Raw genomic sequence first — 21,078 nt, forward strand, 5'->3', positions numbered from 1 at the left:
GGGAAACGCAAAAGCGGAAATCCTGGATTGCTCCCGGTTTTCCGCCTTTGCTGGCTGCCTTTGCCGTCTGCTTTTGCATGCAGTTATCGCGCCAATGCAGGGATGCTTTGTAAAAAAGCGCTTAGCCCTTTTTGACTTCCTTGACTTCAGCGTCCACGACATTGTCGTCGGCCGGCTTGGCTTCAGCCTGGGCGGCGCCCGCTGCGCCTGCGTCACCACCGGCTGCCGCCTGCGATGCCTGCATGTCGGCGTACATCTTTTCGCCGAGCTTCTGACTGGCTTCCATCAGGGCCGTGTTCTTGGCGTCGATGGCGGCCTTGTCGTCGCCAGTGAGCGCTTCTTCCATGTCCTTGATGGCGGCTTCGATCTTTTCCTTCTCGCCGGCTTCGAGCTTGTCGCCGTATTCACCCAGCGATTTTTTCACGCTGTGCACCATGGCTTCAGCGTTGTTCTTGGCGGTGACGAACTCGACTTTTTTCTTGTCTTCTTCGGCGTTCAGCTCGGCGTCTTTCACCATCTGCTGGATTTCAGCTTCAGACAAACCTGAGTTGGCCTTGATGGTGATCTTGTTTTCCTTGCCGGTGCCCTTGTCTTTGGCGCCGACGTGCAGGATGCCGTTGGCGTCGATGTCAAAAGACACTTCAATTTGCGGCGTTCCGCGTGCTGCCGGCGGAATGCCCTCGAGGTTGAACTCGCCCAGGCCCTTGTTGCCCGAAGCGATTTCGCGTTCGCCCTGGAACACCTTGATCGTCACGGCCGGCTGGTTGTCTTCAGCGGTCGAGAAGGTCTGTGCGAACTTGGTCGGGATGGTCGTGTTCTTCTTGATCATCTTGGTCATCACGCCGCCCATGGTTTCGATACCGAGGGACAGCGGGGTAACGTCCAGCAACAGCACGTCGGTGCGATCGCCGGAGAGGACCTGGCCTTGAATCGCTGCGCCGACGGCAACCGCTTCGTCGGGGTTCACGTCCTTGCGGGGTTCCTTGCCGAAGAGCTCTTTGACCTTTTCCTGCACCTTGGGCATGCGGGTCTGGCCGCCGACCAGAATCACGTCATGGATGTCGGCCGCGCTGACGCCGGCATCCTTCATGGCGATGCGGCAAGGCGCAATCGTGCGCTCGATGAGTTCGTCAACCAGGCTTTCGAGCTTGGCGCGGGTCAGCTTGACCAGCAAGTGCTTGGGGCCGGTAGCCGGGTCGTGCGCGATGTAAGGAATGTTGACTTCGGTGGCTGGGCTGTTGGACAGCTCGATCTTGGCCTTTTCAGCCGAGTCTTTCAGGCGCTGCAGGGCCACGACGTCCTTCGACAGGTCGATGCCGCTGTCTTTCTTGAACTCGGCCACGATATAGTCGATCACGCGCTGGTCGAAGTCTTCGCCGCCCAGGAAGGTGTCGCCGTTGGTGGACAGCACTTCAAACTGCTTTTCACCGTCGACGTCGGCGATTTCGATGATGGAGATGTCGAAGGTGCCGCCGCCCAGGTCATACACGGCGATCTTGCGGTCGCCCTTTTCCTGCTTGTCCAGGCCGAAGGCGAGAGCCGCTGCGGTGGGTTCGTTGATGATGCGCTTGACTTCAAGGCCGGCGATGCGGCCGGCGTCTTTGGTGGCCTGGCGCTGTGCGTCATTGAAGTACGCAGGCACCGTGATCACGGCCTCGGTGACCGGCTCGCCGAGGTAGTCTTCGGCGGTTTTCTTCATTTTGCGCAGGATGTCGGCGCTGACTTGCTGGGCCGACAGCTTCTTGCCGCGCACTTCCACCCAGGCGTCGCCGTTGTCGGCGGCCACGATGGAATAAGGCATCAGCGCGATGTCCTTCTGGACTTCTTTCTCGCTGAACTTGCGGCCGATCAAACGCTTGACGGCGTACAGGGTGTTCTTGGGGTTGGTCACGGCCTGGCGCTTGGCCGATGCGCCAACCAGCACTTCGCCGTCTTCCTGGTAGGCGACGATGGAAGGGGTGGTGCGCACGCCTTCCGAGTTCTCGATCACGCGGGGGGTGTTGCCCTCCATGACGGACACGCAGCTGTTGGTGGTGCCGAGGTCAATGCCGATGATTCTTCCCATGATGATTTACTCCTGCTTTTTTGATTCGTTAAAGATTGAAGGTGGGGTGGCCGGGGCGTTTGAGGCCGCAGCCGCTGTGTGGATTAACTATGTTGATAACTTGTGGGTAAGTTGTGCGGCTTCAAGGGCTTCAACAAAGTTTTCAAGGTTTTTAAAGGGGGTTTTACTTGGGGGCTGCCACCGTGACCAAAGCGGGGCGCAGCACGCGCTCGGCGATCAGGTAGCCTTTTTGCAGCACGTTGACCACGGTGTTGGCTTCCTGGTCCGCCGGGACCATGCTGATGGCCTGGTGCTGGGTCGGGTCGAATTTGGTGCGAGGAGCCGGGTCGATGGCGACCACCTTGTTGCGCTCGAGTGCACTTTTCAGCTGCTTGAGTGTGGCTTCGGCGCCTTCGCGGATCTGCTCGGGCGTGACGTCCTTGATGGCGAGTCCGGCTTCCAGGCTGTCTGCCACCGGCAGCAGGCTTTCGGCAAAGCTTTCCAGGGCGTATTTACGCGCCTTGGCGACTTCTTCATCCGCGCGGCGGCGGGCGTTTTCTGTCTCAGCCTTGGCGCGCAGGTAGCTGTCGGCCAGCTCGGTGTTTTTGGCCTGCAGCGTGGCGACTTCGGCTTGTGCGACCGTCAGCGCGTCAAACTCGTTGGCGGCCTGTGCCGCTTCCAGTTCTTCAGGGCTGGGCTCACCGCTAAGTGGTTGATTTTGTTCGGGTTGTGTATTGTCAGACATGCTCGAAGACAGGGTTGAAGCTGGTAATGTTTCCAGCTGGGGATGGCAAAGCCCTTTTCAAGACAGGGGCTTCGTTTTTGGTCCAGATAGTTTGGCTGCGGGTGCGCGGCCTGGGGCCCAGCGCGGTTGGGGGCCCTGCCGTCCCTATGTGGACCGGTGTGCCCCAGCCGTAGGAACTGGTTCGTGGCCTGAATTGTAGTGGCTGGCCACCCATGTTCCCGGCTAGCGGGGCTGGTTCTGGCTGTCCATCGAATGGCGCCCGAATGCAGGCCTTATGCTATGTTATTGATAGCTGCTTGCGCACGCCCACATTGAGCTGGAGGCCAAATCGTCGAAAACTCTGGTGAGGCGGTAAAAAAAGCCTCAAGGCGCTGCCGGTTTCTGCATGCGCGTCATGAGTTCGCGCTTGTTGTCACGGCTGCGGTGGGCATGCTCGCGCATCAGGGCTTCGGCGCGCGCCCCTTCACCGGCCAGCAGTGCGGCCAGCACATCTTCGTGGTCGGTTTGTGCGCGCTGGATGAACCCGTATTCGAGCAGGGGCAGGGCGCCGTTCAGGCTGAGCGCACCGGCGCCGGCCATCGGGGTTTTGCTGACATGGGCCAGTGCGGAGGTCAATGTGCTGTTGCCTGCGGCGTGCGCCAGGGCGCCATGAAAACGGGCGTTCATCGGTACCCAGCGGGCCGCGTCAATCACGTGGCAGGCGGCCTGTGCTTGCTCCAGTAGCAGCCTGCCTTCTTCGACGCAGGCCTGCAGGGCCTCCCGGGTTTCGGGCGTAATGCCGCGCTCGGCCGCCTGCCGGGCCGCCATGCCTTCCAGTACGCCCCGCACGTCGACTGCATTGGCAATTTCGTCAACGCTGAATTGCCTGACGCGAAAGCCGCGTGTCGGCAGGCGTTCCAGCAGGCCTTCCTTTTCCAGCTCGCCGAGCGCAATACGGATCGGTGTGCGCGAAACCGCCAATTGGGCGGACAGCTCAAGCTCCACCATTCGTTCGCCCGGGGCCGCTTGGCCGCTGAGGATTCTTTGCCTCAACGTCTGCGTGGTGTATTCAATCTGGGAAGACATAGGCCCTGGGGGTAAATGGACGAACGACGAAATTGGCTGAATTATTGCATGCAGTATCTTGATTTATTAGGGTTTATGAGGGTGATATACCAATTATTGCGTGCAATAAAATAAGAGGACTAAGTATTTTTCGCCTGCATGAACCATTCAATGCGCCGGTGACGGCGGCGAGCCTCAGGAGACACCCATGAAGAACCTGCCCCGCTTCAATCGCTTGCGCAAGTTTGCCCGCACGGCAGTCCAGCTGACTGCGGCTTGTGCGGCCTCACTTGTCTTCAACGGCTTGACAGTGGCATATGCCCAGCCGGCTGCAGCGTATCCCGGCAAGCCCGTCAAGCTCATCGTTCCTTTTCCGGCAGGCGGTGGTGGCGACACGTTGGCCCGACTGGTCATGCTGCGCGCGGCCAAAGAGCTCGGTCAGCCCATCGTGGTCGAAAACCTGGGCGGCGCCGGCGGAAACGTGGGCAGTGCAACAGCGGCCAAGGCGCCGGCCGATGGCTACACCTTGCTATACGGCACCAACGGCACACATGCCATCAACCATGCGATCTACAGGTCACCCGGCTTCAACCCGTCTCGCGACTTCGAGCCCGTGACCCAGCTCACCCGCATCGCCGCCATGGTGGTGGTGCGGCCCACGCTGCAGGTCAACTCCATGGCGGAACTCACCAAGCTGCTCAAGGCCAATCCGGGAAAATACACCTTTGGCTCCGCCGGCAATGGCACCACGTCCCACCTGGCCGGAGAAATCTACAAATCGCGCGCGGGCCTGGCGGTGGTGCACATACCTTACCGCGGCGGCGCACAGGCCATGACGGACCTGATGGGCGGGCAGGTCGACATGATGATCGAGGTCATGCCGAATGCCGCACCCCAGGTGAAAAGCGGACGTGTCAAACCATTGGCGGTGACGACAGCCACACGCGTGGCGGGCTGGCCGGATCTACCCACCATCGCGGAGTCGGGCTTGCCCGGATTTGATGTGAGCGCGTGGGACGCGATTTTTGTTCCGGCCGGAACGCCCAGGCCCATCATCAATCGTCTCAACGAAGCGATCCACAAAGCCCTGGCGGATCCGGAGTTGCGCGCACAGCTACAGTCGCGTGGTGCCGAGGTGGCGCCGGGCACCCCCGAGGAACTGGCCAGGCATATTGCTGGCAGCATGACCTTGTGGGGTGACGCGGTGAAGCGTTCCGGCGCTGCAGTGGATTAGGGCGCCGGGAAGTGCATGGATGAATACCTGATGAATGCCTGTTGATCGGTAAAACAGCGCAACAAAAAAGCGACCTTGAAGGTCGCTTTTTTTCGGGCCAGGCTGGCCAGGTAATTTACTTTTTCTTGGTCTGGCTGACGGCCCACTTGCCGGCAAATGCCTGCAGGTCGTTCAGGCGCTTGAGCAGGTCGGCGCCCAGCGTGGTGACCGTGTAGCCATCGCTGCCATGGCCAAGCAGGCCGGCTGCGCGCAATTCCTTGATGCGGGTATTGAGGGTGTTGGGTGTGATGCTGCCGATGCTGTCTTGCAGGAGGCGGAATGTCTGGGGATGGCCGTCTTTCAGGGCCCACAGCACGCGCAGTGCGTAGCGTGCTTCCAGCAGTTCAAGCAATTGGCCTACCGCTGCATTTTCTTTGGCACTCATCAGGTTATCTCCTCGGGTCACAGTTTGGTCACAGGGGGTTGTTAAGCAGAAAGCTTCGAAAGCTTGGGGCCAAATATAACGCAAATTGCTGACTGCTACGAGTTTTATAGCTGTCCACGCCCGCTGCAGTTGGACTGGGGCATGTTTGTGCCTTGGAAAACCCTGATGTGGCGAACACCGCAATGCGCTGGCAGGATCACCGGGTGGCGTCAAAGCACATTATTTTTACCTACATCACGGGGATCCGTGTTGCCGGATGAAGTGCTACAGCGCTGCCTGTTCTGGAGGACTCCATGATCGCTTCAATCACCTGTTGCACCCCAAGTGCGGAGCGCCCCGTCACGGCGGGTGCGCATCCATTCTGGACAGAGCGAATGAAATCCTGCAGCACGGCGCGATGAGCGGCATGGTCGAAGGCCATGGGGTTGGCGCCACCGCCGGAGGCCTGGCGTGCACCGGCGGTCAGCGTCTTTCCGCTGGAAAAAACCGCCTGCATTTCACCGCCTTCCAGCGTCACGGTGCCCTGGGTGAAGTTGAGTTCAACGCGCTCGGGAAAACCGGGGTAGGCCGCCGTAGTGGCCTGAACCACAGCGACCGCACCACTGCCGTAGTGCAGCAATGCGGCAGCCATGTCTTCGGCCTCCATGCTATGCACTGCGCTGGTGCTGGCAACTCCTGTGACGCGCGCCGGCATGCCGGTGAAGCTGAGCAGCAGGTCGAGCGTATGAATGGCCTGCGTGATCAGCACGCCGCCGCCGTCCCGCGCCAGGGTGCCGCGGCCGGGTTCATCGTAATAACTTTGCGGCCGCCACCACCGGATCGACGCGGCGGCGCTGACCAGCGGGCCCATAACGTCGTCACGCAGCAGTGCCGCCACGGCAAGGGCCGCGTCGCGCATGCGGTGCTGCAGCATCACCGCCAGCATGACCCCCGCAGTTTCGCAAGCCTCAACCAATGCATTGGCCCGGTTCAAATCAATTTCGAGCGGCTTTTCGACCAGCACATGCTTGCCCGCGCGCGCTGCCTGCTGCACGAGGTCCAGATGGGTATTGGGCGGCGTAAGAACCAGCACGGCTTTCACGCTGGCATCTTCCAGAATATCTTCCAGGCGTGTGGTTCGGCGCGCCCCTTGAGGCACTTCTACAGCGGCCAGCCGTTCGGCGTTCCGCCCATAAACCCATGCGACGTCTGCTTCACTGGCCAGGTCTTCAAGACTTCGGAAGTGAGGTGCAGAGCCCAGCCCTGCACCAATGACGGCGAGGCGCAGCCGCGCAGGGCTGGGTACGAACGGCATGTTCAGTCAAGCTTGACGTTGGCCGCCTTGATGACTTGCGCCCATTTCTCGACCTCGGCCTTCTGGAAGGCGGAGACCTGCTCGATCGTCATGCTGGACGGTTGCATGCCCAGCCCTTTGAGGCGTTCCTGCATCTCGGGCTGCGCGGTGATTTTCATGATTTCATCGTGCAGCCTGTCAATGATGGGCTTGGGGGTGCCGGTGGGCACAAAAATGGCTTGCCACGAGGCAACCTCAAATCCGGGAACGGATTCGGCCACCGTTGGCACATTCGGCATGGACTCCAGGCGCTTGGCGGAGGTGACCGCCAGCGCACGCACCTTGCCGCTCTGGATATGCGGACCTGCTACGACCGTGGTGTCGAACATCATGTCCACCTGTCCGCCGATCACGTCCTGGATGGCGGGGCCGCTGCCTTTGTAGGGCACATGGATGAACTGGGTGCCCGACTTGAAGCCCAGCAGTTCCAGCGAGAGATGCTGCGACGTGCCGCTGCCGGCCGATGCGGACGAAATGGTTTTGGGTTTGGCCTTCGCGGCGGCCAGCACGTCCTGCAGCGTTTTGTAAGGGCTGTTGGCTCCCACCACCAGCACAACCGGGTTGGTGCCGATGAGCGCCACCGGAGAGAAAGACTTGATCGGGTCGTAGCCCAGTTTCGGGTAAAGGCTCACATTGATAGCGTGCGAGCTGACGGTGCCGCCCAGCATCGTGTAGCCATCTGCCGGTGCGCGGGACGCGACTTCCGAGCCGACGCTACCGCCAGCACCGCCCTTGTTGTCAATCACGATGGTGGTGCCGAGTACCGGCCCGAGTTTTTGGCCAATCAGCCGGCCCAGGATGTCGGTGGTCCCGCCCGCAGGAAAAGGCACGATGAAGGTGATGGGCTTGCTGGGCCACTTGTCTTGCGCCCACACGGGGAGCGCAAGCGCCGGCAGGATGGCGCCGGCAATGGCAGAGTGAAGAAGGGAACGGCGTTTCATGATGTCTCCTGTGTGTTGTCTGGTGGTGTTGGCTGGAACTTACTTGATGGCCTGAATGCGCTCGTACAGGCTCTTGGGCCAGGGGGCATCGGCTGCGGTCAGCGAGGGCAAGACCGCTGCGGCAAAAGGCGCACGGTCTACCTTGTTGACGGTTTTGCCTTTCTTCTCAAACTCGGCGACCAGGCGGTTTTCGGCATCGACGATGTCCTGGCTGGCGCGGCTTGATGCTTCCCAGAGCACCTGGTCAAAGATTTTCCTGTCGGCCTCATTGAGTTTGGTCCAGACCGAGCCCGACACGGCCGTGATCAGCGATTCGGTGATGTGGCCGGTCAGGGTGATGTATTTCTGGACTTCGTAAAACCTTTTGGCCTCGATCGTGGGAAGCGGGTTTTCCTGTGCATCGACCGTGCCGTTTTGCAGCGCCAGGTAGACCTCGGCAAAGGCGATGGGCGTCGGGTTCGCGCCCACGGCCCTTGGGAACATCACAAAAAGTGGTGCGTCGGGCACGCGCAGCTTGAGGCCCTTCATGTCGTCGGGTTTGTTGATGACCTTGTTGGAAGTCATGTGGCGCAGGCCGTAGTAGGTGTAGCCTGCAATATGCTGGCCACCGGTTTTGCTGGCATAACCCTGAGCCAGCTCCTGAAAGATCGGGCCGTTACGGAATGCCTGGAAGTGCGCGTAATCGCGAAACACAAAAGGCGCGGCGGCGATCGACAACGGCGGGTGTGCACGCCCGGCAAAGGCCGCGCCGGTGTAGATGATGTCGACGGTACCCAGTGTCAGGCCCTGGTTGATGTCGGTTTCCTTGCCCAGGGATGAGGCCGGAAAGACCTCCACCACATAGCGGCCGTTGGTCTTCTTCCTGATTTCGTCGGCGGCCCAGACGGCTTGCTTGTGAAAGGTCTCCGAGGTCTCGTAGACGTGAGCCCATTTGAGTTTGGTCTGGGCTGCGGCGGCGCCTGCGCCCAGCGTGCCGGCCAGTGCCAGCAGTGTCGCACCCGCAATGCTGCAAAGGGTTCTGCGTTTCATGTCTTGTCTCCTGATTGTTTTTGTGGCTCAGTGGGTATCGTTGGTGGGGAAAGGGCGCCGCGGTATACCGCCCCCGGCGCCTGGCGTGCAACAAATGTCCCGTGCAATGGGCATGACAGATTTCCGGAACCCTCTAAATTCCGGCGACCTGCTGGATTTATCGAACCATGCAGGGCATCTTGTTGTTGAATTTCCAGTCGGGGATCAGGTACTGCATGGCTACGGCATCGTCGCGCGCACCGAGGCCGTGCTTGAGATAAAGCTGGTGCGCTTTTTCCACTTCGGCCATGTCCAGTTCCACGCCGAGGCCCGGTGTTTGCGGCACCGCAACCTGGCCGCCCACAATTTGCAAGGGGGCCTTGGTCAGGCGCTGGCCATCCTGCCATATCCAGTGCGTGTCAATGGCGGTGACCTTGCCCGGCGCGGCCGCAGCCACATGGGTGAACATGGCCAGGGAAATGTCGAAGTGGTTGTTGGAGTGCGAGCCCCATGTGAGCCCCCAGGTCTGGCAGACCTGCGCGACGCGAACGGAGCCTTGCATGGTCCAGAAATGCGGGTCGGCCAGCGGGATGTCAACCGACTGCAGGTGAATGGTGTGCGACAGCTCGCGCCAGTCGGTGGCGATCATGTTGGTGGCGGTCGGCAGGCCGGTGGCCCGGCGAAACTCCGCCATCACTTCGCGGCCGGAGAACACGCCTTCGGCGCCGCAGGGGTCTTCTGCGTAGGCCAACACATCGCCGCGGCCCTGGCAGATGCGGATGGCATCCTTGAGCAGCCAGCCGCCGTTCGGGTCCAGCGTGATGCGTGCATCGGGAAACCGCTCTGACAGGGCAATGATGGCCTCCATCTCTTCCTCGCCCCGCAGCACGCCGCCTTTGAGCTTGAAATCCTTGAAGCCGTAACGCTTGTAGGCCGCTTCGGCCAATGCCACGATGGCGTCGGCATCCATGGCGGCCTCGTGGCGCAGGCGCAGCCAGTCGTCCTCTGCATCCGGCGCACTGGAATAGGCCAGGTCCGTCTGCTTGCGATCGGCCACATAAAAAAGGTAGCCCAGCATGGCCACTGAATCCCGCTGCTGGCCTTCGCCCAACAGGGCGGCCACAGGTACACCCAGGAATTGACCCAGCAGGTCGAGCAGGGCGCTTTCCACGGCAGTGACGGCATGAATCGCCACGCGAAGGTCAAAGGTCTGGTTGCCGCGGCCGCCGCTGTCGCGGTCCGCAAAACGTGTGCGCAGGGTGTTGAGAATCTGGTTCCACGCGCCTACCGATTGCCCTTCGATCAGTTCACGGGCGTCTTCCAGGGTGTTGCGGATCTTCTCGCCGCCCGGTACTTCACCTACGCCGGTGCGGCCTGAACTATCGGTCAGGATCAGCAGGTTCCGGGTAAAAAATGGGCCGTGGGCACCGCTGAGGTTTAACAGCATGCTGTCTTGGCCGGCCACGGGAATCACCTGCACGCGAGTGATTCGGGGAGTTTGGGAAAGGGCGTGAGGGGCTGTTGCGGGAGCGTTTGAAGCGGGCATACCGGACTTGCTTGTAGGATGGTTGATAAAACAATTTATCAGTTATCGTACAACTCACCGATTATTTATGCAACCAGATTTGTACCCAGGGTGCGAGGTGCCTGAGGTTCGGAAGGCTCTTCGGGTGGCTGCATGGTATGCGCGTTATTGCCCCGGCGAAGCCGTTCACGGCTATTGGACAGATGCGTCCGCATGGCGGCGCGTGCGGCCTCCGCATCCTGATTGCGGATGGCGTTGTAGATGCTCTCGTGCTCGCTGTTGACCCGCTGCAGGTAGTTGAAGCGGCCTTCGGGTGCACTGTGCGCCGTGTTGACGCGAGTGCGCGGAATGATCATGGTGCCCAGGTAGGTCATCAGGTCGGCGAAGTGCCGGTTGCCCGTGGCGCGGGCTACTTCCATATGGAACTGGAAGTCCGGTGGCACGGCGTCGGAGTCCAGGCTGATGGAGTCGTGAAAGGCGCGCAATGCATTTTCCAGGGCCTTGAGGTTTTCTGGCGTTCTCCTCTGGGCGGCAAGGCCGGCGGCTTCGGTTTCCAGGCTGATACGCAGCTCCAGCACCGAGATCACATCGGCCACGGTGGCAAAGTCCTCGGCGGTGATCTTGAAGTTGCCGGCGTCCTGCGGTTGCAGGACAAAGGTGCCGATGCCGTGCCGGGTTTCGACCAGCCCCGAGGCCTGGAGCTTGGACAGCGACTCACGCACCACGGTCCGGCTCACGTCAAAACGAGCCATGATTTCGGCTTCTGTGGGCAGTTTTTCGCCCGGCTGCAGGTGACCTGAACGGATGCTGGTGGCCAGATTTTCGACGATCTCACCCACCAGTCCGCGGGGGCGGCGCATGCGTAACGGCTCTTCGTGAAAGCCAACCGTAAGGCCTGCCTCGGAGCGACTAGGGGTTTTCCTTGAGTCCATTAAAAAACCATTGACAAGCTAGGGGGCGAACTGGAGAATTCCAAGTCATCAGACAACCTATGACTGCGATGTTCTTGGGTTGACTTTAACAAACTTCATAAAAAAGTCCAGTGTTTGCAATCGCACCGGGCACAGATGTAAAAAATGACCATCAAAGTTCACGAAAAGCTCTTGTTGACCGGCGCGGCTGGTGGCTTGGGCAAGGCCTTGCGCGAGCGCCTGAAAGCCAATTGCTCGGTACTCCGGCTGTCCGACGTGCAGTCTTTCGGTGCTGCCGCGGTCAACGAGGAGGTGATTCTGGCCGACCTGGCCGATTCCGCTGCCGTCCACACCATGGTTCAGGGTGTTGATGCGATTGTTCATCTGGGCGGTGTCTCGGTAGAAGGGCCCTTTGGCCCCATCCTGCAGGCCAATATCCTGGGCGCCTATAACTTGTATGAGGCCGCGCGCAAGAACGGCGTCAAACGCATCGTCTTTGCCAGCTCCAATCACGTCACCGGTTTTTACCGCCAGGACCAGACCATCAATGCCGACCATCCGCCGCGGCCCGACGGTTTGTACGGCCTGAGCAAAGCCTTCGGTGAAGATCTCTCGCGCCTGTACTTTGACCGCTACGGCATTGAAACCGCTTGCGTGCGCATCGGCTCTTCGTTTGCCGAGCCCAAAGACCGCCGCATGCTGGCGACCTGGCTGAGCTTTGACGACCTGCACCGCTTGATTACCGCCTGCCTGACCACGCCGGTGCTGGGCCACAGCATTGTGTTTGGCATGTCCGACAACGCCGTCACCTGGTGGGACAACAGCCGCGCACGCCACATCGGTTATGTGCCGAAAGACAGCTCGGACATCTTTCGCGAGGCCGTCTACGCCCGAACCGCTGCACCTGACCTGAAAGACCCGGTCGCCCAGTACCAGGGTGGTGGCTTTGTCGTGGCCGGCCCTTTCGGCGACTGAGTGGCCAGGATGAACACGAGTGAATCTCACGTTGAGCTGATTCTGGATGCGCGCAATGGCACGGGGGAAAGCCCTGTCTGGCAGGCCGCCGAACAAGCGCTCTATTGGGTTGATATTCCGGCGCGCAGGCTGTGCCGCTGGAGCGTGGCCGAAGGCGTTCTCACTGAATGGGCCGCTCCTGAAATGCTGGCCTGCGTTGCTTCGATAGGCGGCACGCAGGACTGGGTTGCAGGCGCTGAAAGCGGCGTGTTCCGCCTGAGTCCACGGGCGGATGGCCAGCTTGGGTTCAAGCAGCTTGCCGCCGTTACGCATGCCATGCCCGGCATGCGCTTCAACGATGGCCGTTGTGACCGTCAGGGGCGCTTTCTTGCCGGTACCATGTTGATGAATATGGCTGCCGGCGCACGTGTGGGTTGTATCTATAGCTATAAAAAAGATAGCGAACTGAAAAAACTCCTGGACGGTTTCATCACGCCGAACGGTATGGCCTTCAGCCCCGACGGCCGTACCATGTACCTGTCGGACTCGCATCCGTCGGTACAGGCCATCTGGGCCTTTGACTACGACACCGACACTGGCACGCCATCAAACCGGCGCGTCTTTGTCGACATGAACCCGCTGCCCGGCCGTCCGGATGGCGCGGCTGTCGATGCCGACGGCTGCTACTGGATTTGCGGCAACGATGCCGGCCTGATCCATCGTTTCACCCCCGCCGGCAAGCTGGACCGCTCGCTGGCCGTGCCGGTGAAAAAACCTGCCATGTGCGCCTTTGGCGGCGCCGGGCTTGACACCCTGTTCGTGACGTCGATACGCCCTGAAGGTGTCGACTTATCTGACCAGCCGCTGGCCGGCGGTGTGTTCGCGTTGCGCCCCGGCGTGCGCGGGCTGCCCGAGCCGCAGTTTTCCCGCTAGTTATTTATAAACCGGTCCTTCAAGGAGACAACCATGACCTTCCGCAGAAACTTTATCGCCGCAGCCGTTGCGGCAGTCGCATTGGCCACATCGTTTACTGCCTCGGCGCAGAACATCGTGCTCAAGGCATCTGACACGCACCCGGCGGGTTATCCGACGGTTGTCGCCGTCGAGAACATGGGCAAGAAGCTTGAAGCCCAGACCAATGGCCGCATCAAGATGCAGATGTTCCCCGGCGCCGTGCTGGGTCAGGAAAAGGAAACCGTCGAGCAGACCCAGCTCGGCGCCTTGCAAATCAACCGCATCTCGCTGGGCGTGATCGGCCCCATCGTGCCGGAAGTTGACGTGTTCAACATGCCTTTCGTTTTCCGCGACATCCCGCACATGCGCAAAGTGATCGACGGCCCGATCGGCGACGAACTGCTGGCCAAGGTCACTGCCAGCCCGGCGCGCCTGGTTGCCCTCGGCTGGATGGACGGCGGCGCACGCAGCCTGTACACCAAGAAGCTGGTCAAATCCCCCGCCGACCTCAAGGGCGTGAAGGTCCGCATGATGGGCAATCCGCTGTTTGTCGACACCATGAACGCCATGGGCGGCAACGGCATTTCCATGGCTTACGGCGAAGTGTTCAGCGCACTGCAGACCGGCGTGATCGACGGTGCGGAAAACAACCCGCCCAGCATGTTCACTTCCAACCATTACACCGCCGGTGCCAAGTACTACGCCCAAACCAATCACCTGATCATTCCAGAACTGCTGGTGATGTCCAAGGTGACATGGGACAAACTCACGCCAGCCGACCAGGCCCTGGTCAAGAAGCTGGGCCGTGAGGCACAGCTGGAACAGCGCGTACTGTGGGACAAGAGCGTCGAGGAATACTCGGCCAAACTGAAGGCCGCGGGTGTCGAGTTTGTGCCGGTGGACCAGAAGCTGTTCTTTGATGCCACGGCGCCCGTGCGCGCCAAGTACGGCGTGAAGTTTGCTGACCTGATGAAGCGTATCGACGCAACCAAATAAGCGTTGCTCCCGGGCCCAGGTGCGCTGCCGACGCGGCGCGCCCGGGCCGTCTTGCCGTATTGCGGAAATACCATGAAACACCATACCCTTCGCTTCAACGACTGGCTGTACCTTGCGTGCATCTGGATCTCGGGCCTGTCCATCTTTCTCATGTCGCTGATCATTCCATGGGGCATCTTCACACGTTACGTGCTGGGCACCGGTTCGCAGTGGCCGGAGCCCATTTCAATTTTGTTGATGGTGATCTTTACCTTCTTCGGCGCCGCTGCCGGCTACCGCGCCAACGCTCATATTTCTGTAGCCATGGTTACAGACCGTATGCCCGAACAAATGCGCAGCGTCGTTGCCTGGCTGATGGACATCTTGATGGCGGTGGTATCCGTCTTCATGGCCTATTACGGCGCCAAGCTCTGCATGCAGACCTGGGGCCAGTACATCGGCGAAATCCCCTGGATGCCGGTGGGTGCGACCTATCTCCCGCTGCCCCTAGGTGGCCTGATTACGCTTATCTTTGTACTTGAACGCATGGCGCTGGGCCATCAGGGTGACCGCGAAGTTGTCACCTACGACCACGAAAAAATTGAAGGCGAGGCCCTCTGATGGATGCATTTGTTCTGCTGGGGTCTTTTCTCCTGCTCATGGTTCTGGGCCTGCCGGTGGCTTATGCGCTGGGCTTGTCCGCGCTGATTGGCGCCTGGTGGATAGACATCCCGCTGGACGCGGTGATGATCGCGATCTCCAGCGGCGTCAACAAGTTTTCGCTTCTGGCGATTCCCTTTTTCGTACTGGCCGGCGCCATCATGGCCGAGGGCGGCATGTCCCGCCGGTTGGTGGCGTTTGCCAGTGTGCTGGTCGGTTTTGTGCGCGGCGGCCTGTCGCTGGTCAATATCCTGGCCTCAACTTTCTTCGGCGCCATTTCCGGCTCGTCGATGGCAGACACGGCCTCCATCGGTTCGGTGTTGATTCCCGAGATGGAGAAAAAGGGCTACCCGCGCGACTTCGCTACGGCGGTCACCGTCAGCGGCTCGGTGCAGGCCATCCTGATCCCGCCCAGCCACAACGCAGTGATTTATTCGCTGGCCGCCGGCGGCGGCGTGTCGATCGCGGCGCTGTTTCTCGCGGGTGTGCTGCCTGGCTTGCTGCTGGGTCTGACCCTGGCTGTCATGTGTCTGTTCATCGCGAAGAAACGCGACTTTCCCAAGGGCCGCGTCATCCCCATGCGCGAGGCGCTGAAGATTTGCGCCGATGCGCTTTGGGGCCTGATGACCATGGTCATCATCCTGGGCGGCATTCTGTCGGGCATTTTCACGGCCACCGAATCGGCCGCCATTGCCGTGATCTGGGCCTTCTTTGTGACCATGTGCATTTACCGCGACTACAAGTGGCGCGACCTGCCCAAGCTGGTACACCGCACGGTCAAGACCCTGTCCATCGTCATGATCCTGATCGCGTTTGCCGCGAGCTTCGGCTACATCATGACGTTGATGCAGATTCCGCAGCAGATCACCGGCATGTTTACCAGCGTCTCGAACAACAAGTATGTGGTACTGCTGATGATCAACGTGCTGCTGCTGATTCTGGGCACGCTGATGGACATGGCGCCGCTGATCCTGATCATGACGCCCATCCTGTTGCCCGTGGTTACCCAGCTCGGCGTGGACCCGGTGCATTTCGGCATGATCATGATGGTCAACCTCGGCATGGGCCTGATCACGCCACCCGTGGGCGGCGTGCTGTTTGTCGGCGCGGCGGTAGCCAAACTTCCCATCGAAAAAGTGGTGCGGGCGCTGTACCCCTTCTTTGGCGCGCTGTTGCTGGTGCTGTTCATGGTGACCTACGTGCCGGCGCTGTCGCTGTGGTTGCCCAACCTGCTGCTCAAGTAATTCATGTCCGTATTGAAGATCACCGCGGTTCGCATCACGCCCATTGCCTTTCGCGACCCGCCGCTCCTGAACGCGGCCGGTATTCACGAGCCCTGGGCGTTGCGGTCCATCATCGAGCTGGAAACCGACTCCGGCCTGGTCGGCATTAACGAAAGTTACGGTGACTTGCCGATGCTCGAGGCGCTGGCCAAGGTCGCGCCCACGCTCGTTGGCCTGTCGCCCTGGGCTCTCAGCGAGATGGAGTCGCGCGTTGCCGGTCAGGTCACGCCGCCGGTGCAGACCGCATCGGAGTTTCTCGGCCAGCAGGTGTCCCTGGCGCCGGGCACTCACGTCTCCAAGACGGTGGCTAAGGTCGTCAGCGCCTTTGAGGTCGCCATGCTGGACCTGCAGGGACAACTGGCTGGCGCACCGGTGGTGGACCTGCTGGGCGGTGCGGCGCGCGACCGCGTACCGTTTTCGGCCTACCTGTTCTACAAGTATGCGCAGCACATCGACAAGCCTGCTTCTTCCGGATATCCGGCCGACCCTTGGGGTGAAGCGCTCACACCACCCCAACTGGTGGCCCAGGCGCGCCGGATGATTGCAGAGTACGGCTTCAAGAGCATCAAGCTCAAGGCCGGTGCGCTTGCGCCGGATCAGGAAGCTGCGGGCCTGCTGGCGCTTGCCGAGGCTTTCCCCGGGGTGCCCCTGCGCATCGACCCCAATGCCAACTGGAGCGTGGCGACCAGCCTGAAGATTGTGGAAAAGCTGCGCGGCGTGCTCGAGTACTACGAAGACCCTGCCCCCGGCCTGGAGGGCATGGCGGCCGTGGCGCGCGACTGCGAGGTGCCGCTGGCCACCAACATGGTGGTGACTGATTTCGCCGAGTTCCGCCGCAACGCCGAGATGGGCTGCCCGGTCAAGATCGTGCTGAGCGACCACCACTACTGGGGCGGCCTGCGCGTCACGCAGCAGTTGTCGCGGCTGTGCAGCACCTTTGGCCTGGGCCTGTCGATGCACAGCAACTCGCACCTCGGCATCAGCCTGATGGCGATGACCCACCTGTGCGCCAGCGTGCCGCTGCTGACTTACGCCTGTGACACCCACTATCCCTGGCAGGACGAGGAAGTGGTGGAGGGCGGCCGCCTGCGCTTCGAGGACGGCAGCCTGCGCGTGACGACCACCCCCGGCCTGGGTGTGACGCTGGACCGCACGGCTTTGGCGCGCCTGCACGACAACTACCTGAACTGCGGCATCCGCAACCGCGACGACCTCGCGCAGATGCGCAAATACGACCCCGCATTCACCGGCGCGCAACCCCGCTATTGAACGGCGCCCATCCGCAGGACAACTTCAACCATGAAACAAGGACTTGCCATGATTCCAGCCTCGTTGCGCACTTCGTTTCTGCTGCTCGCCGGCGCGGGCCTGATCGCCGCCACCGGTGCCGCCAGCGCGGCCACCTGGGTGTACGTTGCCAATGCCGACAGCCAGGACATCTCGGTGATGCAGCTGGACCGCGCGGCAGGTGCCCTCAAGCCGGTGGCCACCGTACCCGTGGGCGGCACGGCCATGCCCATGGTGGTGAGCCGTGACAAAAAATTCCTCTACGTGGCGCTGCGCTCGCAGCCGTTTCGTGTCGTGACTTTCGCCATCGACGGGGCCACGGGTGGCTTGAAGAAGCTGGGCGAATCCACGCTGGCCGACAGCATGGCCAACATCGACCTCGACGCGACCGGCAAGTGGCTGTTCGCCGCCTCGTACGGCGGCAACAAGATCACCGTGAACAGCATGGGCGCCGACGGCGTCGTGGGTGCGGTGCAGCAAATCGTGAGAACCGCGCCCAATGCGCATGCCATCCATGCCGACGCTTCGGGCAAGTACGTTTTCGCCACCAGCCTGGGCGGGGACAACCTCTCGAGCTGGAAGTTCGACCCGGCAACCGGTGTGCTTTCGGCCAACGACCCCGCGCTCATCAACGTCGCCCCGGCTAAAACCGGCCCGCGTCACTTCGTGTGGGACAAGCCGCAAAAATACGTTTATCTGCTCAACGAGCTGGATGGTGGCGTGGACGTGTTCAGCTATGACGCCGGCAGAGGCGCAATGAGCCATCTGCAGCGCAGCACCGTTGTGCCGCCGGGCTTTGCCGGCAAGGTGTGGGCGGCCGATCTGCAGATTTCGCCAGACGGCAAATTCCTCTACGGCTCCGAGCGTACTTCGAGCACGCTGACCACCTTCAAGGTCGACCCTGCCACGGGCCGGATCGCGGTGGTCGGCCAGACGCCGACCGAGAAGACACCGCGCGGCTTCGCGGTGGACTCGACCGGCCGCTTCCTGATCGCTACCGGCCAGGACTCGCACGGCGTGTCGCTGCATGCCATCGATCCCGTCACCGGCCTGCCGGGCGCGGGCAAGAGCCAGCCTGGCGGCAAGAACCCGAACTGGGTCGAGATCGTGGACTTCTGATGAACGCACTCGCCCCCCGTCCACCGCTGTACATCCGCATGCACGATGCGGACAACGTCGCCATCGTCTCCAACGACGGCGGACTGCCGGCTGGCGCAGTGTTTGCCGATGGGTTGACGCTGGTCGAGCGGGTTCCCCAAGGGCACAAGGTGGCGCTGATTGACTTGCCCAAGGGCACGGCAGTTCTGCGCTACAACGTGCCGATTGGCTACGCACTGAAAGATATTTCCGCCGGCAGCTGGGTGCACGAGCGCCTGCTCGCCATGCCCGACGCGCGGGGCCTCGAAGGCCTGCCGATCGCCACCGTCAAGCCACCGTTACAGGCCCCGCTGGAGGGCTACACCTTCGAGGGTTACCGCAATGCGGATGGTTCCGTCGGCACCCGCAACATCCTGGCCATCACCACCACGGTGCAGTGCGTGGCCGGCGTGGTGGACTTCGCCGTCAAGCGCATCAAGGACGAGTTGCTGCCGAAGTTTCCCAACGTCGACGACGTGGTCGGCCTGGAACACACCTACGGCTGCGGTGTCGCCATCGACGCCCCCGACGCCATCATCCCGATACGCACGCTGCGCAACATCAGCCTGAACCCCAACTTCGGCGGCGAGGTGATGGTGGTCAGCCTGGGCTGCGAAAAGCTCCAGCCCGAGCGCCTGATGCCGCCCGGCACCATCCAGATCGTCGACGAACGCAGCGTGGCCGACGTCGGCATCAGCGCCGAAGCGCCGCTTGATGTGGTGTGCCTGCAGTCCGAGAACCATGTCGGCTTCATGTCCATGATCGATTCCATCATGCAGGCGGCCGTGCTGCACCTGGAAAAGCTCGATGCGCGCCGCCGTGAAACCGTGCCCGCCAGCGAACTGGTGGTTGGTGTGCAGTGCGGCGGCAGCGATGCCTTCTCCGGCGTCACCGCCAACCCGGCGGTCGGTTTTTGCACCGACCTGCTGGTGCGCGCCGGTGCCAGCGTGATGTTTTCCGAAACCACCGAGGTCCGCGACGGCATCGACCAGCTCACCTCGCGCGCGGCCACGCCGGAAGTGGCACAGGCCATGATTCGCGAGATGGCCTGGTACGACGCCTACCTGCAAAAAGGCCTGGTCGACCGCAGCGCCAACACCACGCCCGGCAACAAGAAGGGCGGCCTGTCCAACATCGTCGAAAAAGCCATGGGCTCCATCGTCAAGTCCGGCAGCTCGCCCATCAGCGGCGTGTTGGCGCCCGGTGAAAAGCTCAAGCGCAAGGGACTGACCTACACCGCCACGCCGGCCAGCGACTTCATCTGCGGCACCTTGCAGCTCGCCGCCGGCATGAATTTGCATGTGTTCACCACCGGCCGCGGCACACCTTACGGCCTGGCCGAATGCCCGGTGATCAAGGTCGCCACCCGCAGCGATCTGGCGCGCCGCTGGCACGACCTGATGGACATCAACGCCGGCCGCATTGCCGACGGCGACGCCAGCATCGAAGACGTGGGCTGGGAGATGTTCCACCTCATGCTCGAAGTGGCCAGCGGCCGCAAGAAGACCTGGGCTGAACACTGGAAGCTGCACAACGCGCTGGTGCTGTTCAACCCCGCACCCGTGACCTGATTTTTCGTTCAAAAACACGCAAGGAGACATCATCATGCAACGCCGTACCCTGATCCACACTGCCATCGCCGCAGCTGCCGGCGGCCTGTCGGCCCTCTCTGCATTTGCGCAAGGCGCCTGGCCCACTGGCAAGACCATCACCTATGTTGTGCCGTTCCCGCCCGGCGGCAACACCGACACGCTGGCCCGCCTGATCGCGCAGCCGCTGTCCACCGCGCTCGGCACGCCCATCGTCATCGACAACAAGGGCGGCGCCGGTGGCAGCGTGGGTTCGGCCATCGCGTCGCGCGCACCGGCCGACGGCTACACGCTGCTGGGCGGCACCATCAGCTCGCACTCGATCAACGTCAGCCTCTACAGCACGCCCATCGGCTACGACCCGGTGAAATCCTTCGCGCCCGTCGCCATGCTGGGCGTGAGCCCGCTGCTGCTGGTGGTGCCGGCCAGCAGCCCGCTGCGCACCCTGGACGACGTGCTCAAGGCCGCCCGCGCCAAGAACGGCGGCCTGAGCTCGGGCTCGCCGGGCATCGGCACCTCGCCGCACATGGCGCTGGAGCTGTTGGCCAGCCAGTCGGGCGTCAAGTTCACCCATGCGCCGTACAAGGGCTCGGCGCCCGCGGTGCAGGACCTGATAGGGGGCCAGCTCGACATGATGTTCGACACCAGCCTGATCGTCGGCCCACACATCCAGAGCGGCAAGCTGCGCCCGATTGCCGTCACCGGCGGCCAGCGCGTGCCCAGCTACCCGAATGTGCCGACCATCGCCGAGAGCGGCCAGAAGGGCTTCGACATGGTGTCCTGGCAGGCCTTGTTTGTCCCCGCGAACACACCACAAGCCGTGGTCGACCGTCTGCACGCCGAAGTGATGAAGGTGCTGGCTCAGCCCGAGGTTCAGGCCAAGCTCAAGGTGTTCGGCATGGAGCCCTCCAGCATGACGCCCGCGCAGTTGCTCGAGTATCAGAAAACCGAGGTCGACAAGTGGGCCAAGGTCATCAAGGCCGCCAACATCAAGGCCGAATAAGCCCGTACCCCTTTCAGAGAGCAACAG

The 21,078-nt window shown here is 61.8% G+C and carries 19 protein-coding genes; 10 read left to right on the forward strand and 9 right to left on the reverse strand.

All coding sequences use genetic code 11. From position 1 onward, the window contains the following. Positions 1–121: 121 nt before the first annotated feature. From dnaK to AC1DY9_RS16845, 3 genes are all read right to left on the reverse strand, one after another. Positions 122–2,065, reverse strand: a complete 1,944-nt coding sequence (dnaK, locus tag AC1DY9_RS16835) for a molecular chaperone DnaK (RefSeq protein ID WP_477667102.1) — start codon at positions 2,063–2,065, stop codon at positions 122–124. Between the two features lie 163 nt (positions 2,066–2,228). Beyond that, positions 2,229–2,789: a nucleotide exchange factor GrpE gene (gene grpE / locus AC1DY9_RS16840; protein WP_457278871.1), complete on the reverse strand. Its 561-nt coding sequence runs from the start codon at positions 2,787–2,789 to the stop codon at positions 2,229–2,231. Positions 2,790–3,152: 363 nt separating this feature from the next. Then, a complete protein-coding gene (locus AC1DY9_RS16845) occupies positions 3,153–3,854 on the reverse strand; it encodes a GntR family transcriptional regulator (RefSeq protein ID WP_457278870.1) in 702 nt (233 codons plus the stop codon). Between the two features lie 187 nt (positions 3,855–4,041). On the opposite strand from AC1DY9_RS16845, the gene AC1DY9_RS16850 reads away from it, so the two are divergent. Then, positions 4,042–5,067 (forward strand): Bug family tripartite tricarboxylate transporter substrate binding protein, encoded by a 1,026-nt coding sequence (locus AC1DY9_RS16850; protein WP_457278869.1) that lies wholly within the window; start codon positions 4,042–4,044, stop codon positions 5,065–5,067. Between the two features lie 115 nt (positions 5,068–5,182). Here AC1DY9_RS16850 and AC1DY9_RS16855 read toward each other — a convergent pair whose 3' ends face one another. The 6 genes from AC1DY9_RS16855 to AC1DY9_RS16880 all read right to left on the reverse strand — a co-directional run bounded on the left by AC1DY9_RS16855 (position 5,183) and on the right by AC1DY9_RS16880 (position 11,158). Beyond that, complete coding sequence (locus tag AC1DY9_RS16855; RefSeq protein ID WP_457278868.1) at positions 5,183–5,491, reverse strand: winged helix-turn-helix transcriptional regulator; 309 nt, start codon at positions 5,489–5,491, stop codon at positions 5,183–5,185. 229 nt (positions 5,492–5,720) lie between these two features. Next, positions 5,721–6,785 (reverse strand): Gfo/Idh/MocA family protein, encoded by a 1,065-nt coding sequence (locus AC1DY9_RS16860; protein ID WP_477667103.1) that lies wholly within the window; start codon positions 6,783–6,785, stop codon positions 5,721–5,723. 2 nt (positions 6,786–6,787) lie between these two features. Then, positions 6,788–7,765, reverse strand: coding sequence for a Bug family tripartite tricarboxylate transporter substrate binding protein (locus AC1DY9_RS16865; RefSeq protein WP_457278866.1), 978 nt, complete (start codon positions 7,763–7,765; stop codon positions 6,788–6,790). Positions 7,766–7,804: 39 nt separating this feature from the next. After that, entirely contained in the window at positions 7,805–8,794 is a 990-nt protein-coding gene (locus AC1DY9_RS16870) for a sialic acid TRAP transporter substrate-binding protein SiaP (protein ID WP_457278865.1), read from the reverse strand. A gap of 157 nt (positions 8,795–8,951) precedes the next feature. Continuing rightward, positions 8,952–10,319: a glucarate dehydratase gene (gene gudD / locus AC1DY9_RS16875; protein ID WP_477667104.1), complete on the reverse strand. Its 1,368-nt coding sequence runs from the start codon at positions 10,317–10,319 to the stop codon at positions 8,952–8,954. 65 nt (positions 10,320–10,384) lie between these two features. Beyond that, the gene (locus AC1DY9_RS16880; RefSeq protein WP_457278863.1) at positions 10,385–11,158 is read right to left on the reverse strand and encodes a FadR/GntR family transcriptional regulator; all 774 of its coding nucleotides are present in this window, start codon (positions 11,156–11,158) and stop codon (positions 10,385–10,387) included. A gap of 216 nt (positions 11,159–11,374) precedes the next feature. Between AC1DY9_RS16880 and AC1DY9_RS16885 the strand changes: the two genes are divergently transcribed. From AC1DY9_RS16885 to AC1DY9_RS16925, 9 genes are all read left to right on the forward strand, one after another. Beyond that, positions 11,375–12,184: an NAD-dependent epimerase/dehydratase family protein gene (locus tag AC1DY9_RS16885; protein WP_477667105.1), complete on the forward strand. Its 810-nt coding sequence runs from the start codon at positions 11,375–11,377 to the stop codon at positions 12,182–12,184. Positions 12,185–12,193: 9 nt separating this feature from the next. Continuing rightward, positions 12,194–13,096 carry an SMP-30/gluconolactonase/LRE family protein gene (locus AC1DY9_RS16890; protein WP_457278861.1) on the forward strand — a complete coding sequence of 301 codons (903 nt, stop codon included), beginning with the start codon at positions 12,194–12,196 and terminating at the stop codon, positions 13,094–13,096. Positions 13,097–13,129: 33 nt separating this feature from the next. After that, positions 13,130–14,113, forward strand: a complete 984-nt coding sequence (locus AC1DY9_RS16895) for a TRAP transporter substrate-binding protein (protein WP_457278860.1) — start codon at positions 13,130–13,132, stop codon at positions 14,111–14,113. Between the two features lie 72 nt (positions 14,114–14,185). Further along, positions 14,186–14,713 carry a TRAP transporter small permease gene (locus tag AC1DY9_RS16900; RefSeq protein ID WP_457278859.1) on the forward strand — a complete coding sequence of 176 codons (528 nt, stop codon included), beginning with the start codon at positions 14,186–14,188 and terminating at the stop codon, positions 14,711–14,713. Beyond that, the gene (locus AC1DY9_RS16905; RefSeq protein WP_457278858.1) at positions 14,713–15,996 is read left to right on the forward strand and encodes a TRAP transporter large permease; all 1,284 of its coding nucleotides are present in this window, start codon (positions 14,713–14,715) and stop codon (positions 15,994–15,996) included. The genes AC1DY9_RS16900 and AC1DY9_RS16905 overlap by 1 nt, the downstream gene beginning before the upstream one ends. Positions 15,997–15,999: 3 nt before the next feature. Further along, positions 16,000–17,304 (forward strand): glucarate dehydratase family protein, encoded by a 1,305-nt coding sequence (locus tag AC1DY9_RS16910; RefSeq protein ID WP_457278857.1) that lies wholly within the window; start codon positions 16,000–16,002, stop codon positions 17,302–17,304. 30 nt (positions 17,305–17,334) lie between these two features. Continuing rightward, positions 17,335–18,441, forward strand: a complete 1,107-nt coding sequence (locus AC1DY9_RS16915; protein WP_477667106.1) for a lactonase family protein — start codon at positions 17,335–17,337, stop codon at positions 18,439–18,441. Then, positions 18,441–20,030, forward strand: coding sequence for a galactarate dehydratase (garD, locus tag AC1DY9_RS16920; RefSeq protein ID WP_477667107.1), 1,590 nt, complete (start codon positions 18,441–18,443; stop codon positions 20,028–20,030). Before AC1DY9_RS16915 ends, garD begins: the two co-directional genes overlap by 1 nt. A gap of 34 nt (positions 20,031–20,064) precedes the next feature. Further along, on the forward strand, positions 20,065–21,051 hold the full coding sequence (locus AC1DY9_RS16925; RefSeq protein ID WP_477667108.1) for a Bug family tripartite tricarboxylate transporter substrate binding protein: 987 nt from the start codon (positions 20,065–20,067) through the stop codon (positions 21,049–21,051). Positions 21,052–21,078: the final 27 nt, after the last annotated feature.

It is taken from the genome of Polaromonas sp. P1_F6, from assembly GCF_056405695.1.

Excerpts from the sequence above, each read along its gene's own strand:
- dnaK (WP_477667102.1), bottom strand. The coding sequence starts at position 2,065 with ATGGGAAGAATCATCGGCATTGACCTCGGCACCACCAACAGCTGCGTG.
- grpE (WP_457278871.1), bottom strand. The coding sequence starts at position 2,789 with ATGTCTGACAATACACAACCCGAACAAAATCAACCACTTAGCGGTGAG.
- AC1DY9_RS16845 (WP_457278870.1), bottom strand. The coding sequence starts at position 3,854 with ATGTCTTCCCAGATTGAATACACCACGCAGACGTTGAGGCAAAGAATC.
- AC1DY9_RS16850 (WP_457278869.1), top strand. The coding sequence starts at position 4,042 with ATGAAGAACCTGCCCCGCTTCAATCGCTTGCGCAAGTTTGCCCGCACG.
- AC1DY9_RS16855 (WP_457278868.1), bottom strand. The coding sequence starts at position 5,491 with ATGAGTGCCAAAGAAAATGCAGCGGTAGGCCAATTGCTTGAACTGCTG.
- AC1DY9_RS16860 (WP_477667103.1), bottom strand. The coding sequence starts at position 6,785 with ATGCCGTTCGTACCCAGCCCTGCGCGGCTGCGCCTCGCCGTCATTGGT.
- AC1DY9_RS16865 (WP_457278866.1), bottom strand. The coding sequence starts at position 7,765 with ATGAAACGCCGTTCCCTTCTTCACTCTGCCATTGCCGGCGCCATCCTG.
- AC1DY9_RS16870 (WP_457278865.1), bottom strand. The coding sequence starts at position 8,794 with ATGAAACGCAGAACCCTTTGCAGCATTGCGGGTGCGACACTGCTGGCA.
- gudD (WP_477667104.1), bottom strand. The coding sequence starts at position 10,319 with ATGCCCGCTTCAAACGCTCCCGCAACAGCCCCTCACGCCCTTTCCCAA.
- AC1DY9_RS16880 (WP_457278863.1), bottom strand. The coding sequence starts at position 11,158 with ATGCGCCGCCCCCGCGGACTGGTGGGTGAGATCGTCGAAAATCTGGCC.
- AC1DY9_RS16885 (WP_477667105.1), top strand. The coding sequence starts at position 11,375 with ATGACCATCAAAGTTCACGAAAAGCTCTTGTTGACCGGCGCGGCTGGT.
- AC1DY9_RS16890 (WP_457278861.1), top strand. The coding sequence starts at position 12,194 with ATGAACACGAGTGAATCTCACGTTGAGCTGATTCTGGATGCGCGCAAT.
- AC1DY9_RS16895 (WP_457278860.1), top strand. The coding sequence starts at position 13,130 with ATGACCTTCCGCAGAAACTTTATCGCCGCAGCCGTTGCGGCAGTCGCA.
- AC1DY9_RS16900 (WP_457278859.1), top strand. The coding sequence starts at position 14,186 with ATGAAACACCATACCCTTCGCTTCAACGACTGGCTGTACCTTGCGTGC.
- AC1DY9_RS16905 (WP_457278858.1), top strand. The coding sequence starts at position 14,713 with ATGGATGCATTTGTTCTGCTGGGGTCTTTTCTCCTGCTCATGGTTCTG.
- AC1DY9_RS16910 (WP_457278857.1), top strand. The coding sequence starts at position 16,000 with ATGTCCGTATTGAAGATCACCGCGGTTCGCATCACGCCCATTGCCTTT.
- AC1DY9_RS16915 (WP_477667106.1), top strand. The coding sequence starts at position 17,335 with ATGAAACAAGGACTTGCCATGATTCCAGCCTCGTTGCGCACTTCGTTT.
- garD (WP_477667107.1), top strand. The coding sequence starts at position 18,441 with ATGAACGCACTCGCCCCCCGTCCACCGCTGTACATCCGCATGCACGAT.
- AC1DY9_RS16925 (WP_477667108.1), top strand. The coding sequence starts at position 20,065 with ATGCAACGCCGTACCCTGATCCACACTGCCATCGCCGCAGCTGCCGGC.